The sequence below is a fragment of the Aequorivita sp. IT1282 genome (genome assembly GCF_058068205.1).
In genome coordinates this window covers 1-14,446 of the sequence record NZ_JBYRHR010000005.1, presented here as the reverse complement: position 1 = coordinate 14,446, position 14,446 = coordinate 1, and the positions used below count along the sequence as shown (strand labels likewise).

The 14,446-nt window shown below is 38.0% G+C and carries 13 protein-coding genes; 6 read left to right on the top strand and 7 right to left on the bottom strand.

Annotated features, from left to right (window positions below):
• Window positions 1-28: 28 nt before the first annotated feature.
• Together AC3RVG_RS11535 and AC3RVG_RS11530 are read right to left on the bottom strand one after the other, a co-directional pair.
• Window positions 29-982, bottom strand: a complete 954-nt coding sequence (locus tag AC3RVG_RS11535; protein WP_489691617.1) for a transketolase family protein — start codon at window positions 980-982, stop codon at window positions 29-31.
• Window positions 983-999: 17 nt separating this feature from the next.
• Window positions 1,000-1,845: a transketolase gene (locus tag AC3RVG_RS11530; RefSeq protein ID WP_489691616.1), complete on the bottom strand. Its 846-nt coding sequence runs from the start codon at window positions 1,843-1,845 to the stop codon at window positions 1,000-1,002.
• 233 nt (window positions 1,846-2,078) lie between these two features.
• Between AC3RVG_RS11530 and tgt the strand changes: the two genes are divergently transcribed.
• From tgt to AC3RVG_RS11500, 6 genes are all read left to right on the top strand, one after another.
• The gene (gene tgt, locus AC3RVG_RS11525) at window positions 2,079-3,209 is read left to right on the top strand and encodes a tRNA guanosine(34) transglycosylase Tgt (protein WP_489691615.1); all 1,131 of its coding nucleotides are present in this window, start codon (window positions 2,079-2,081) and stop codon (window positions 3,207-3,209) included.
• 1 nt (window position 3,210) lies between these two features.
• The gene (locus tag AC3RVG_RS11520; protein ID WP_489691614.1) at window positions 3,211-4,290 is read left to right on the top strand and encodes an LptF/LptG family permease; all 1,080 of its coding nucleotides are present in this window, start codon (window positions 3,211-3,213) and stop codon (window positions 4,288-4,290) included.
• Complete coding sequence (locus tag AC3RVG_RS11515) at window positions 4,277-5,179, top strand: DMT family transporter (protein ID WP_489691613.1); 903 nt, start codon at window positions 4,277-4,279, stop codon at window positions 5,177-5,179. Before AC3RVG_RS11520 ends, AC3RVG_RS11515 begins: the two co-directional genes overlap by 14 nt.
• A 52-nt stretch (window positions 5,180-5,231) precedes the next feature.
• Window positions 5,232-6,185, top strand: coding sequence for an acetyl-CoA carboxylase carboxyltransferase subunit alpha (locus tag AC3RVG_RS11510; RefSeq protein ID WP_489691612.1), 954 nt, complete (start codon window positions 5,232-5,234; stop codon window positions 6,183-6,185).
• Window positions 6,186-6,353: 168 nt separating this feature from the next.
• Complete coding sequence (gene dnaB, locus AC3RVG_RS11505) at window positions 6,354-7,907, top strand: replicative DNA helicase (protein ID WP_489691611.1); 1,554 nt, start codon at window positions 6,354-6,356, stop codon at window positions 7,905-7,907.
• 223 nt (window positions 7,908-8,130) lie between these two features.
• Window positions 8,131-9,390, top strand: coding sequence for an asparagine synthetase B (locus AC3RVG_RS11500; protein WP_489691610.1), 1,260 nt, complete (start codon window positions 8,131-8,133; stop codon window positions 9,388-9,390).
• Between the two features lie 105 nt (window positions 9,391-9,495).
• Here AC3RVG_RS11500 and AC3RVG_RS11495 read toward each other — a convergent pair whose 3' ends face one another.
• The 5 genes from AC3RVG_RS11495 to thrS form a co-directional block, all read right to left on the bottom strand.
• Window positions 9,496-10,509: an OmpA family protein gene (locus AC3RVG_RS11495; RefSeq protein WP_489691609.1), complete on the bottom strand. Its 1,014-nt coding sequence runs from the start codon at window positions 10,507-10,509 to the stop codon at window positions 9,496-9,498.
• A gap of 40 nt (window positions 10,510-10,549) precedes the next feature.
• Window positions 10,550-10,894, bottom strand: coding sequence for a 50S ribosomal protein L20 (rplT, locus tag AC3RVG_RS11490; protein ID WP_489691608.1), 345 nt, complete (start codon window positions 10,892-10,894; stop codon window positions 10,550-10,552).
• 120 nt (window positions 10,895-11,014) lie between these two features.
• Window positions 11,015-11,212 (bottom strand): 50S ribosomal protein L35, encoded by a 198-nt coding sequence (gene rpmI, locus AC3RVG_RS11485; RefSeq protein WP_435679519.1) that lies wholly within the window; start codon window positions 11,210-11,212, stop codon window positions 11,015-11,017.
• A 114-nt stretch (window positions 11,213-11,326) separates the two neighbouring features.
• Window positions 11,327-11,839 carry a translation initiation factor IF-3 gene (gene infC / locus AC3RVG_RS11480; RefSeq protein ID WP_489691947.1) on the bottom strand — a complete coding sequence of 171 codons (513 nt, stop codon included), beginning with the start codon at window positions 11,837-11,839 and terminating at the stop codon, window positions 11,327-11,329.
• A 58-nt stretch (window positions 11,840-11,897) separates the two neighbouring features.
• The gene (thrS, locus tag AC3RVG_RS11475) at window positions 11,898-13,844 is read right to left on the bottom strand and encodes a threonine--tRNA ligase (RefSeq protein WP_489691607.1); all 1,947 of its coding nucleotides are present in this window, start codon (window positions 13,842-13,844) and stop codon (window positions 11,898-11,900) included.
• Window positions 13,845-14,446: the final 602 nt, after the last annotated feature.

Below are 14,446 nucleotides of genomic sequence, written 5' to 3'. Positions count from 1 at the left end.
TTTTGATATTCTGAAATAGCTATTGCATTTATTTGCGAGCTATAACTTTTTTCACTGCATTTACAATTGCTGAAGCATTAAGGCCGTATTTATCCATTAATTGCTCTGGGGTTCCCGATTCACCAAAAGTATCTTGAGTGGCTATTAATTCTTGCGGCGCAGGATGCTGCGTTGCAAGCAAACGCGCTACGCTTTCACCTAAACCACCAAGAAAATTATGCTCTTCGGCAGTAACTACACAACCGGTCTTTTTAACGCTTTTCAAAATAGCTGCGTCATCTAAAGGTTTTATAGTGTGAATGTTTATAACATCGGCTGTAATTCCGTTTTCGTTCAAAGTATCTGCTGCTTGCAAAGCTTCCCAAACTAAATGACCCGTTGCAATAATAGTAACATCAGTTCCTTCCTGTAACTGAACCGCTTTTCCTATCTGAAAATTCTGATCGGCAGGGGTGAAGTTAGCAACTTTTGGTCGTCCAAAACGAAGATAAACTGGGCCTTCATAATCTGCGATAGCAATAGTTGCAGCTTTAGTCTGGTTGTAATCGCAAGTATTGATTACAGTCATTCCAGGAAGCATTTTCATCAACCCTATATCTTCCAATATTTGATGCGTCGCGCCATCTTCACCTAGAGTCAAACCTGCGTGAGATGCACATATTTTTACGTTTTTACCGCTATAGGCAACACTCTGTCTAATTTGGTCATAAACGCGACCGGTAGAGAAATTAGCAAAAGTTCCTGTAAAAGGAATTTTCCCGCCAATAGTCATTCCCGCAGCCATACCAATCATATTTGCTTCGGCAATTCCTACTTGAAAAAAGCGCTTCGGATGGTTTGCTTTAAACTCGTCCATCTTTAATGAACCAGTAAGATCTGCGCAAAGTGCAACAACATCTTTATTTTTCTTTCCAAGCTCAGTCAATCCATCACCAAAACCTGAACGTGTATCTTTTTTGCCTGTATCTGTGTATTTTTTCATTGTGAATCTTTTCAAATTTAATAATCTCCCAGAGTTACAGGGTTTTGTGAAAGTGCGTTTTCCAACTGCTCATCGTTTGGAGCTTTTCCGTGCCAATCATGGGTGTGCATCATAAAATCTACACCGTTCCCCATAATGGTATGCAATAGAACACAAACAGGCTTTCCGTTGCCAGTTTTTTCTTTTGCTTTCTTCATTCCAGAAATGATTGCTGTTAAATCGTTTCCTTTTTCAATATCCATAACATCCCAACCAAAGGCTTCAAATTTTCCTTTAATGTTTCCCATAGGAAGCACATTGTCTGTTGAGCCATCAATTTGTTGGCCGTTTAAATCTACGGTTACAATTAGATTATCCACTTTGTTTCCGGCAGCATACATTATTGCTTCCCAGTTTTGGCCTTCTTGTAATTCGCCATCACCACAAAGTGTGTAAATAATATGCTTGTCGTTGTTTAGTTCTTTTGCCTGTGCAGCACCAATAGAAGCTGAAATACCTTGACCCAAAGATCCCGAAGCAATACGAATGCCTGGTAAACCTTCGTGCGTAGTTGGATGTCCTTGTAAACGTGAATTAAGTAGGCGGAATGTGTTCAATTCTTCCACAGGGAAATATCCTGCACGTGCCAAAACACTGTAAAATACAGGAGAAATATGACCGTTAGACAAGAAGAATAAATCTTCGCCAATGCCATCCATTTCAAAAGTATCGTTGCGTTCCATTAGCTCGTTGTAAAGTGCAACGAAAAATTCGGCACAACCTAGAGAACCTCCAGGATGTCCAGAATTAACCTTGTGTACTTGCCGTAAAATATCTCTGCGGACCTGAACTACCAAATCCTCCAGTGCTTTGTAATCTGCCATAATATGTTTTAAATTTCAGCCTCAAAAGTAAGGTTTTCTAGGGGGCGTACAAAGTGTATATCAATGCTTTTATTAACGATTTAGAAGTTTTGTTAACATGCTTTCAATTCAGATTTTAGAATTCAAACTTTACAATAATCTGGGTTTCGCTAATAAGTAGCAATATTCATAATTCATAATTCACAATTCTGAATTAATAAAATTATCTTTGCCCCCTCAATAAAATTTGCTGAATGCACTTTAAATTAGAAGCCACCGACTTACAAAGCAGCGCCCGCGCCGCAACTATAACTACAGATCACGGAGTAATTGAAACTCCTATATTTATGCCTGTTGGCACCGTGGGCACCGTAAAAGGTGTACACCAGCGCGAACTAAAAGAAGATATAAATCCGGATGTTATTCTAAGTAACACCTACCATTTATACCTAAGACCGCAAACGCCTATTATTGAAAAAGCGGGAGGTATCCATAAATTTATAAACTGGGACCGTAATATTTTAACCGATAGTGGCGGCTACCAAGTGTATTCGCTTTCGGCAAATAGAAAGATTAAAGAAGAAGGTGTAAAGTTTAAAAGTCATATAGACGGTAGTTACCACGTGTTCACCCCCGAAAATGTAATGGAAATTCAGCGCTCGATTGGTGCCGATATTATTATGGCGTTCGATGAGTGTACGCCATATCCTTGCGAATATAATTATGCAAAACGTTCTATGCACATGACGCATCGCTGGCTAGATCGCTGTATAAAACATTTGGATAAAACCCCGCTGAAATACGATTACGGCCAAACATTTTTCCCAATCGTTCAGGGTAGTACTTATAAAGATTTAAGAAGACAATCTGCAGAGTATATTGCTTCGGTAGGCGCAGAGGGTAACGCAATTGGCGGACTTTCAGTTGGCGAACCTGCAGACGAAATGTATGAAATGACGGCAGTAGTAACCGAAATTCTTCCGAAGGATAAACCGAGGTATTTAATGGGCGTGGGAACACCAGCAAATATTTTAGAAAACATCGCTTTAGGTGTAGATATGTTCGACTGCGTTATGCCAACTAGAAATGGGCGCAATGGGATGCTTTTCACTTCCGAAGGAATTATCAATATAAAGAACAAAAAGTGGGGAGATGATCTTTCAGTCATCGATCCTATGGCCATAACTTGGGTAGATACAGACTATAGCAAAGCATACCTTCGTCATCTGTTTACCGTGAATGAAATGTTAGGAAGACAAATAGCAACTATTCATAATCTAGGGTTCTATTTATGGTTGGTTCGCGAGGCCAGAAAACATATATTAGCGGGTGATTTCGCCCAATGGAAAAACATAATGGTAAAAAAATTGGAACAACGATTGTAAGATGCTTAGCATACTCGATAGATACATACTTAAAAAATACTTGGGCACTTTCACGCTCCTGCTATTGCTATTTATACCTATTGGAATCACCGTTCACCTTGCAGAGAAAATAGATAAAATCCTCGAAAACGAAGTGCCTTTTATGGAGGTGATGATTTATCTCTATAATTTCACTATTTACTTCGCAAACCTATTATTTCCGCTATTTCTATTTCTTTCTGTTATTTGGTTTACCTCAAAACTCGCCAATGATACCGAGGTAATTGCCTTTTTGAGTAGTGGGGTTTCCTATTATCGTTTTCTGAGACCTTATATTATAGGAGCCACCATCGTTTGTATTGCAGCTCTTGGTTTCAGTATGTATTTGGCGCCAAAGGCAAGTAAAGGTTTTAATGAGTTCTCTTATAATTATCTAAAAAAAGGGAAACAGGATCGGGATCAAAGCAACGTTTACACTCAGATTAACGACAACGATTACATCTACGTAAGCTACTTTAATGTAACAGATAAAATAGGAAGCAACTTCACTTTAGAACACTTTGAAGGAAACGAGATGACCTATAAAATCTCAGCAGGACAGATTAAATATAATGACAAGGACAGTACCTATTCACTGTTTCATTACAACAAACGAAAAATAGGGGAGAACCATGATATTTTAGAAAGTAAACCCAAACTAGACACTGTGTTCTCTTTCGATTTGGAAGATTTAACGCCAGTAACCTATATCGCGGAGACATTAAATTTTACGGAGTTGAACGATTTTATCAAAAAAGAAAAAGCACGTGGTTCCTCCTATATAAATAGGTACGAAGTGGTTCGTTACAAACGTTGGAGTTTGCCCGTTTCAGCCTATATTTTAACCATTATTGCCGTTGCAGTTTCCTCAGTAAAAAGACGCGGGGGAATGGGGCTTAACCTTGCTATTGGGATTAGTATAGGGATGATTTTTGTATTTTTTGATAAAGTATTCGGTACCATGGCAGAGCAGAGTGATTTTTCTCCGCTTATAGCTACTTGGTTTCCTAACTTTGTATTCGCAATTTTAGCAATCTATCTTTTAAGAAATGCGAAACGATAAGCTCCTCAACTACCTCCACCTACATTTTATAGTATTTATCTGGGGTTTTACTGCCGTTTTAGGCGCACTAATTTCTTTGGAAGCCATCCCACTGGTTTGGTACCGGATGCTTATGGCTTCTGTAATAATTTTGATATTTCTGAAAGCGAGAAAAGAGAATTTAAAATTCCCGCTAAAAACCTTGGGAGGTTTTGCCCTAGCGGGAATTATAATAGCATTGCACTGGCTCACTTTCTTTGGAGCCATAAAAGCTTCAAACGTTTCGGTGACGCTCGCAGTAATTTCCACAGGAGCATTCTTCGCATCATTTTTAGAGCCCTTATTATACGGAAGAAAAATTATTTTATACGAAGTACTCTTCGGGCTCATAGTAGTCGTTGGGCTCTACATTATTTTTGATGTAGAAGGATCTTATACTTTAGGAATTATACTGGCGCTTATCTCAGCATTCTTAAGCGCACTATTTTCGGTAATAAATGGCAAGTTTATACTAAAGCATAAAGCCTCGGCAATTTCATTTTACGAACTACTATTCGGCGTGTTGGGAATAACAATCTACTTAGCATTTTCTGGAAAATTTACACCTGAATTCTTCACCGTTTCAACGCACGATTGGATTTATTTATTCATCTTGGCATCTGGTTGTACTGCCTATGCTTTTATTGCTTCAATACATGTAATGAAATGGATTAGCCCATACACAGTAATGCTTACCATAAATATGGAACCTGTGTACGGTATCATTTTGGCACTCATCGTTTTGGGCGATTCTGAAAACATGAGTCCGCAATTTTATTACGGCGCAGCTATTATATTACTTACAGTAGTAGCCAACGGTATCATTAAAATTACTCAGGAAAGAAAACGAAGAAGATTGAGCAACACCTAAAAACAAAATTTTATCTTTGTACACCAACCTTTATAAAACGAAGGAATAAATTATGGAATATCTTGATTTTGAACTCCCTATTAAAGAATTGCAGGAGCAATACGAAAAAGCTTGCCTTATTGGTGAGGAGAGCGATGTAGATGTAACTAACACCTGCAAGCAGATTGAAAAAAAGCTAAAAGAAACCAAATTAGACATATATAAAAACCTAACCCCTTGGCAGCGCGTTCAGTTATCGCGTCATCCCGATCGTCCATATACAATGGATTATATAAAAGCCATTTGTGGCGATTCATTTTTAGAACTTCACGGTGATCGTGGTTTTAAAGACGACAAAGCAATGGTTGGTGGCCTCGGTAAAATTGGCAACCAAAGTTATATGTTCGTAGGCCAGCAAAAAGGTTTCAATACAAAAACGCGCCAATACCGAAACTTCGGAATGGCAAATCCCGAAGGTTACAGAAAAGCGTTGCGCTTAATGAAATCTGCAGAAAAATTTAATGTACCTGTAGTATGTTTCGTAGATACACCCGGTGCTTTCCCAGGTTTAGAAGCTGAAGAAAGAGGACAAGGTGAAGCCATTGCCCGAAACATTCTCGAAATGACCCGCCTTAAAGTTCCAATTATGGTTGTAATAATTGGTGAAGGTGCAAGTGGTGGTGCTTTAGGAATTGGTGTTGGCGATAAAGTGCTAATGCTAGAAAATACCTGGTACTCTGTAATTTCTCCAGAAAGCTGCTCCTCTATATTATGGAGAAGCTGGGAATTTAAAGAACAAGCAGCCGAAGCTCTAAAACTTACGGCTATTGATATGAAAAAACTGAAGCTTATTGACGAAATTGTCAAGGAACCTTTAGGTGGCGCTCATAGTAATCGAGAAAAGACTTTTACAACAGTTGCTGAGGTAATTGAAAAGACTTATAATTCATTAAAAATGTTATCCCCAACCGATTTGGTAAAAAATAGGATGGAAAAATATTTAGATATGGGCGAGTTCAAAGGTTAAAACGTACTATAGCTTATCATACCGTAAATCCGAAGCGAGAGCCTCGGATTTTTTTACGGGTTATCAACAATAAATCGGAGTTTTCAACAGTTCAATTGTTGAAGAACGGTTAATATCGTAACTCTACTAATCTATCATTTCTCTTAACATTTTCTTTACATTCGCTTCATGGAAAAAATCAAACCCCAAACTAGTTATTCATCTCGCCCTACGCAAGTTATATCGCTTGAAAAAGGCAAAATACCGCCACAAGCCCTTGATTTAGAAGAAGTTGTACTTGGGGCTTTGATGATTGACAAAAAAGGAGTTGATGAAGTAATAGATATCCTACATTCTGAGGTTTTCTATAAACAAGCCCATCAACACATCTTTGAGGCCATCCATAATTTGTTCGAAGACAGCCAACCAGTAGACTTATTAACCGTTTCTACGCAACTTAAGAAACAAGGGAAACTGGAACTTGTGGGAGGTGAGTTTTACTTGATACAATTAACCCAAAAAGTGTCTTCTTCGGCACATATTGAGTTCCACGCGCGTATTATTCTTCAGAAATATATCCAACGAAGTCTAATAAAAATTTCAAACGAAATAATCGAAGATTCGTATAATGAAGGCACAGACGTTTTTGATCTTTTAGACAACGCTGAAGCAAAATTATATGAAGTTACACAGGGAAATATTAAACGTTCTTCAGAAACTGCTCAGAATCTTGTAATTCAAGCGAAGAAAAGAATTGAAGAAATTGCCAATAAGGAAGGCCTTTCGGGAGTTCCTTCTGGTTTTACAAAACTAGATAACCTTACTTCGGGCTGGCAACCTAGTGATTTAATTATTATTGCTGCTCGTCCTGGTATGGGTAAAACAGCATTAACGCTTTCAATGGCTCGAAATATGGCTGTTGAACACAATATTCCGGTAGCCTTTTTCTCTTTGGAAATGTCGTCCGTACAACTTATTACTCGTTTAATTTCCTCAGAAACTCAGTTGAGTTCAGAAAAATTACGTACTGGAAATCTCGAAAAACACGAATGGGAGCAGTTGAACGTTAAAGTAAAAGGCCTCGAAAAAGCCCCACTTTTTATTGATGACACTCCTTCACTTTCTATTTTCGATTTACGCGCCAAGGCAAGAAGACTTTCTTCCCAACACGGCATTAAGCTTATAATTGTAGATTATTTGCAATTAATGACGGCAGGTGGAAGCCAAAAAGGAGGTAACAGGGAACAAGAAATATCTACTATTTCGCGTAACCTAAAAGCATTAGCAAAGGAATTAAGTATTCCCGTAATTGCACTGTCCCAGCTTTCTCGTGCTGTTGAAACACGTGGAGGTAGTAAGAGACCATTACTATCTGACCTTCGTGAATCTGGAGCAATTGAGCAAGATGCAGATATTGTTTCCTTTATTTATCGCCCAGAATATTACAAGATTGACGAATGGGATGATGAAGAACACACCCCAACTGCGGGCCAAGCCGAACTTATAATAGCAAAACACCGTAATGGTGGCTTAGATGAAATTCGACTTAAGTTCGTAGGTAATTTAGGTAAGTTTGATAACCTAGAAACCTTCGACATCCCCACAGAAATTCATTCTAGAATGAACGATGCTGCTAATGACGATACGTTTAAAACCAAAAATTTGCCTTCAGCAAACGAAGCTTTCGGAAGTTCAATGAACAATGATTTCTCTGCAGATGATGATAACGACGTACCTTTCTAATTAACCTGTCCCCCTGAGCGCAGTCGAAGGGTTTTTCATTCTAATTACTTTATCACGATCAACTCATGTGTCACCTTGAGCGCAGTCGAAAGGTCTTTGATTCTAATTTAACTCTGACCATGACCGCAACATGTCACCCTGAGCGCAGTCGAAGGGTCTCTCTTTCCAATTATATTTTTTCATATCTAAAACATGGCTTAAAAATTGTCGTTATATTCGCACGATGACACGATTTATTCTTATCATATTTTTACTTCTTTTTTCAATAAAAGCTTCCGCTTCATATATCCTTATTCCTATGGATGCCGAAAGTCAAAAGGAGCACCTAAAAGCTTACGGAATTACTTATTGGGTTTTGGAGAAACAGCAAAAAGTAAAATGGCTGCTCAATTATCGCGGCGGTTCATTTTTAATGCCAGATTCTCCCGAAATTCAAAGAGAATGCCAGATTCGCGGCGTCTCTTTTGAAGTTATTTCCGATAGTAAAACCGAACAAATTCTTACTGATATTAGTAGTCCATCTAAAAATATGGACGCTGTAGTTTTAGAAAAAGCACCTAAAGTTGCGGTTTATTCCCCAAAAGGAAATCTTCCGTGGGACGATGCCGTGACTATGGTTTTGACCTATGCTGAAATTCCATATACCGTAATTTATGACGAAGAGGTTTTAAGCGACCAACTAATTCTCTACGATTGGTTGCATTTACACCACGAAGATTTTACTGGTCAATACGGAAAATTCTACCGTGCCTATCGTTCTGCACCTTGGTATATTGAAGAAAAAAATAAAGCCGAAGCCCTTGCTACAAAATTGGGATATAATAAAGTTTCTGAAGAGAAGCTGGATGTTGCCAAGAAAATTCGTGATTATGTAATTGGCGGCGGATTTATGTTTGCTATGTGTAGTGCAACGGATAGTTTTGACATCGCACTTTCCGCAGAAGGTGTTGATATTTGTGAACCAATGTTTGATGGAGATCCAAGTGAAGCTGGCTACCAAAGCAAAATTGATTACAACAAAACCTTCGCATTTAAGGATTATATTTTGGAGCGTAACCCGATGGTTTATGAATTTTCGAGTATCGATATGACGGAGAAACGTCGCATTGCAAAGGAATCAGATTATTTCACATTAATGGATTACTCCGCGAAATGGGACCCGATTCCTACCATGCTTTGCCAAAACCATACTTCATTGGTAAAGGGATTTATGGGACAAACAACATCTTTTGACCCAGACGAAATTAAAAGCAATGTTTTGGTGATGGGCGAAAACAAAAGCAACGGAGAAGCGCGCTATATTCACGGAATAAAAGGAAAAGGATTCTTTACGTTTTATGGAGGTCACGACCCCGAAGATTATCAACATAGAGTAGGGGATGCCAAGACAGAATTGGCACTACACCCAAAATCACCTGGCTACAGACTTATTTTGAACAATGTGTTATTCCCTGCCGCCAAAAAGAAAAAGCAAAAAACCTAGGTTTTTGAGCGCAATCTGTCCCCCTGAGCGCAATATGTCCCCTTGAGCGCAGTCGAAAGGTCTTTCTTCTTACTACTTTGTCACCCTGAGCGCAGTCGAAGGGTCTCACTTAGCAAGCCCTTCGTAATAGTCTTTTGGTGGCAAAACCGTAATTTCTACTCTTCTATTAAGTTGTTTATTTTCTTTAGAATCATTCGGAACACGAGCTTTGCTTTCGCCGTAGGGTTTTATTTGGAATTCATATAGGGAATTTTCACCAAATATTTCTACTAACCTATCCTTTACGGAAATGCATCTGTTTTCAGAAAGTATCATATTTAGAGTTTCGTCTCCGTCACTATCGGTATGGCCTTCTATCAAAATGGTTGCTTTGTCTACTCGTTGAATGGTTTTCACCAAAGAATCGAGACTGTGTTTTGCAGTTTCCTTCAAATCATATTTTGCTACATCAAACAAAACATCGGCATTTATAGTAAGTTTTATAACACTGTTTATAGCTCCAATTGCATCAATATCGGCACCAGCACTTATGCTTCTGCAAAGATCTTCCATATCTGTAATCCGTAAAAAGTAGAATACTCTTTCTTCGTCAATTCCCGCATCACTTAATTCTATAGACGATTTTCCGCCTGCTATTTTCCCCGCATAAACCCAATCAACTCCGTCTTGTGAAATCTCTATTTTTGCAGCCTCACGTGAGGGACCAACTTCAAAAATGTAAAGATCATCGCCGGGCAAATTCATAAAACCATTATCGGTAAATTGAACAGTTAAAGAACCACCGCACCCCAAGGAAAGAAAATTGGGCGTTTGGTAATTTCTGTAATTTGGTTCGTGAAGCGATTGTATGCTGTCTCTGTATTTTTTAATTGGCGCAGGCTTTCCAACTTTATATGCTATTAGTTTATCGGCAAATGAAATCTTACCTAGAGGCAGATATATAGATTCGTAACGATCAATTCTGTATAGTTTGCCAGTTCCTTTTTGTGCGAAAATATAGTTTCCCGAAAACGCCAAAGCTATTAAAAGAAGAAAGTAGGAGCGGAGCATCATTTCAATTTTAAACGAAGATACTAATTCTACTTTACTTGAATTTGAGGCATAAAAAAACCGCCTCATTTCTGAAGCGGTTTTTAGGCGAAATAATATAGTTAATGTCTTATTTTACTTGTTTTACGATTGCGGCAAAAGCCTCTGGATGGTTCATAGCCAAATCTGCCAAAACCTTACGGTTAAGTTCGATTCCACTACTTTTCATACTACCCATAAATTGTGAATAAGACATTCCATGCTGTCTTGCACCCGCGTTAATACGGGTAATCCATAAGGATCTGAAATTTCTCTTTTTTACACGACGGTCACGGTATGAATAAAGCATTGCTTTATCTACGGCGTTTTTAGCTACTGTCCATACATTTTTACGTCTTCCAAAGTAACCTTTGGCTTGTTTAAGAACCTTTTTACGGCGGGCTCTCTTCGCTACTGAATTTACTGATCTTGGCATAATTTTAAATGTTTTTGTAGCAGGCGATTCGCAAACACTGATTTCTGATCACTGAATACTGAATACTTTTATGAGCGCTACTCCAGGGTTTAAATAATAGTTTTAACCGGTTAAGCGGTATTACTTCATTCGAAGCATTTGCTTAACATTACTCTCGTCGGCCTTGTGAACTAACCCATCATGGGTTAATGCAAGTTTACGTTTTTTGCTTTTCTTTGTTAAGATGTGGCTTTTAAACGCATGCTTTCTTTTAATCTTACCTGTACCTGTTAGCTTAAAACGCTTTTTGGCACTGGATTTTGTTTTTTGTTTCGGCATGTTTTCCTACTTTATTATTAATTATTTCGCTTTATTGTAAACTGCAAATTCAATAAGAATCTGAAGTGTCTTTTTATTTTGAATCAATGCAGATTATTGAAACCTGCGTATAGATTACTTTTTCTTCGGCGCGATGAACATTATCATTCGCTTTCCTTCAAGTTTTGGCATCGACTCTACTTTTCCGAATTCCTCAAGATCTCTAGCAAGACGTAAAAGTAAAATTTCACCTTGGTCTTTATAGATAATTGATCGTCCTTTAAAGAACACATATGCTTTCAATTTTGAGCCTTCCTGCAAAAACTTTTCGCCGTGCTTCTTTTTGAAATCATAATCGTGATCGTCTGTATTGGGCCCGAACCTAATTTCCTTAATGGTAACTTTGGTAGCTTTTGCCTTTAAAACTTTTTCGCGTTTCTTCTGTTCGTAAACAAACTTTTTATAGTCTATTACTTTACAAACGGGAGGGTTTGCATTTGGTGAAATTTCTACAAGATCAAGTTCTTGCTCTTCAGCAAATTCACGTGCTTTCTTTAAAGGATAAACTCCTATTTCAACATTGTCTCCTACAAGGCGGACTTCTTCAGCACGAATCTTTCCATTGATTCTGTGTTGATCTTCCTTAATTATCCTTGCAGGTCCTCTACTTCTTTTTCTACGTATTGCTATGGCGTACTAATTTTAGTTAAACATTAAATTCTTTCGATTCTTTTTTAATCTCTTCCTGAATCAATTTTGAGAAGGCTTGCGGAGTCATTGTACCTAGATCGCCTTCGCCGTGCTTACGCACAGAAATCGTTCCATCTTTTTCCTCCTGCTCCCCTACAATCAACATATAAGGGATTTTATTCATTTCTGCCTCCCTAATTTTCTTGCCAATTGTCTCATTTCTATTGTCAACAAGGGCGCGAATTTCGTCATTTTCAAGCAAATCTAAAACTTTTTGTGAGTATTTTTCATATTTTTCACTCAAAGATAATATGCTCACTTGCTCAGGCATAAGCCAAAGCGGGAAGTTACCCCCAGTGTGCTCTAACAATATAGCAACAAAACGCTCCATGCTTCCAAAAGGTGCACGGTGTATCATCACCGGTCTATGCATCTCGTTATCACTGCCTTTGTACTCTAATTCAAAACGCTCTGGAAGGTTGTAATCTACCTGAATTGTTCCCAATTGCCAGCTTCTTCCAAGTGCATCTTTTACCATGAAATCCAGTTTTGGACCGTAAAAGGCTGCTTCGCCGTATTCAATTTTATAATCAAGTCCTTTTGCTTCGGCAGCACTAATAATTGCTTTTTCTGCTTTATCCCAATTTTCTAGACTTCCAATGTATTTCTCTGGTTTCTTTGGATCGCGCAATGAAACTTGCGTATAGAAATTCTCAAATCCTAAAGAACCGAAAACATATAACACCAAATCAATTACCTTCTTAAACTCATCGTCTAATTGGTCTGGCATACAGAAAATATGTGCGTCATCTTGCGTAAAACCGCGAACACGAGTTAAACCGTGAAGCTCTCCACTTTGCTCATACCTATATACTGTACCGAATTCAGCAAAACGTTTCGGTAAATCTTTATAAGACCAAGGTCTGCTATTGTAAATTTCGCAATGATGCGGACAGTTCATTGGTTTCAAAAGAAACTCTTCGCCTTCGCTTGGTGTATGTATAGGTTGAAAGCTATCTGCTCCATACTTTTCATAATGACCAGAAGTAACATAAAGTTCCTTTTGACCAATATGAGGAGTGATTACCATTTCGTAACCAGCCTTTTTCTGAGCTTTCTTCAGGAAGTTCTCAAGTCTTTCACGAAGTGCAGCTCCTTTAGGAAGCCACAATGGAAGACCTTGACCAACTTTTTTTGAAAAGGTGAAAAGCTCAAGCTCTTTTCCAAGTTTTCTGTGGTCGCGTTGTTTTGCCTGTTCTAGTAACTCAAGGTATTCAGTTAAATCCTTTTGTTTTGGAAAACTGATACCGTAAATACGAGTTAGCTGCTTGTTATTTTCATCACCTCTCCAATAGGCTCCGGCAATACTCATTAATTTAATGGCTTTTACAATTCCAGTATTCGGAATATGTCCGCCTCGGCATAGATCTGTAAAGTTATCATGGTCGCAGAAGGTTATGGTTCCGTCTTCCAGATTTTCAATCAGCTCTACTTTATATTCGTTGTTTTGCTTTTTATAGTAATCTAATGCATCACTCTTCGAAGTTTCACGAATTGAAAATTCGTGCTTGCCACGAGCAATGGTTATCATTTTATCCTCTATCTCTTTTAAATCTTTTTCTGAAATAGTTTTGTCTCCAAAATCTACATCGTAATAAAACCCATTTTCAATAGCTGGACCAATCGTTAATTTGATTCCAGGATAGAGTTGCTCCAAAGCCTGCGCAAGGATGTGGGCAGAAGAATGCCAAAACGCTTTCTTCCCTTCTTCGTTATTCCATGTATATAGTATAAGACTTCCGTCTTTCATTAAAGGAGTGCTCGTTTCTACGGTAAGCTCGTTAAAGGATGCAGAAATTACGTTTCGTGCAAATCCTTCGCTAATGCTTTTGGCTACATCCATAGGAGTAACCCCTGCATCAAAATTCTTTACACTTCCATCTGGTAAGGTAATGGCTATCATAAACTGAAAAATTTTAGGGTGCAAAGATACTATTAGTTTTGGCGCCTTGCAATAATTGGTTTTGCTTATTATAGGTATAAGGAATCAAATTTTATATGATCGATATAGCTGTATTTGACAGGAAGAATAGAGGAGTGAAAGCCTCTGGGTTAAAAGGTGGAATATTTGATGTTTTATTTGGTCTATATATTAAGGTATAAGTGGTCCAAAAAATATTTTTGCCGTAAGTATTATCAGTTGAGATAGTTGGTGTGAAGTATTGTAAATATTGAAAAAAAAGCTTCAAATAAGTTTGTGGGTATCGAAAAGCGATCTATATTTGCACCCGCTTAGAATAACAACCTCGGTAGTTTGAAAAGCAAAAACAAGTTCTTTTAAAATTAAGAAAAATACTTTAAAAAAAGTATTGCAGGTTACAAAAAAGGGAGTACATTTGCACCCCGCTTCAGATAACAGATTTGGTTGTCGAAAAGCTTGAAACACGCTCTTTAAAATTTAGAAAAAAAATACTTTAAAAAGTATTGCCGGTTATAAAAAGGGTGTTATATTTGCACCCGCTTAGAACAGCAGCTAGGATGTTGGGAAAGTTAGTAATTCGCTCT

Bases quoted from the DNA above. Each gene is read 5' to 3' on its own strand.
- AC3RVG_RS11535 (WP_489691617.1), bottom strand. From the start codon at position 982: ATGAAAAAATACACAGATACAGGCAAAAAAGATACACGTTCAGGTTTT.
- AC3RVG_RS11530 (WP_489691616.1), bottom strand. From the start codon at position 1,845: ATGGCAGATTACAAAGCACTGGAGGATTTGGTAGTTCAGGTCCGCAGA.
- tgt (WP_489691615.1), top strand. From the start codon at position 2,079: ATGCACTTTAAATTAGAAGCCACCGACTTACAAAGCAGCGCCCGCGCC.
- AC3RVG_RS11520 (WP_489691614.1), top strand. From the start codon at position 3,211: ATGCTTAGCATACTCGATAGATACATACTTAAAAAATACTTGGGCACT.
- AC3RVG_RS11515 (WP_489691613.1), top strand. From the start codon at position 4,277: ATGCGAAACGATAAGCTCCTCAACTACCTCCACCTACATTTTATAGTA.
- AC3RVG_RS11510 (WP_489691612.1), top strand. From the start codon at position 5,232: ATGGAATATCTTGATTTTGAACTCCCTATTAAAGAATTGCAGGAGCAA.
- dnaB (WP_489691611.1), top strand. From the start codon at position 6,354: ATGGAAAAAATCAAACCCCAAACTAGTTATTCATCTCGCCCTACGCAA.
- AC3RVG_RS11500 (WP_489691610.1), top strand. From the start codon at position 8,131: ATGACACGATTTATTCTTATCATATTTTTACTTCTTTTTTCAATAAAA.
- AC3RVG_RS11495 (WP_489691609.1), bottom strand. From the start codon at position 10,509: ATGAGGCGGTTTTTTTATGCCTCAAATTCAAGTAAAGTAGAATTAGTA.
- rplT (WP_489691608.1), bottom strand. From the start codon at position 10,894: ATGCCAAGATCAGTAAATTCAGTAGCGAAGAGAGCCCGCCGTAAAAAG.
- rpmI (WP_435679519.1), bottom strand. From the start codon at position 11,212: ATGCCGAAACAAAAAACAAAATCCAGTGCCAAAAAGCGTTTTAAGCTA.
- thrS (WP_489691607.1), bottom strand. From the start codon at position 13,844: ATGATAGCCATTACCTTACCAGATGGAAGTGTAAAGAATTTTGATGCA.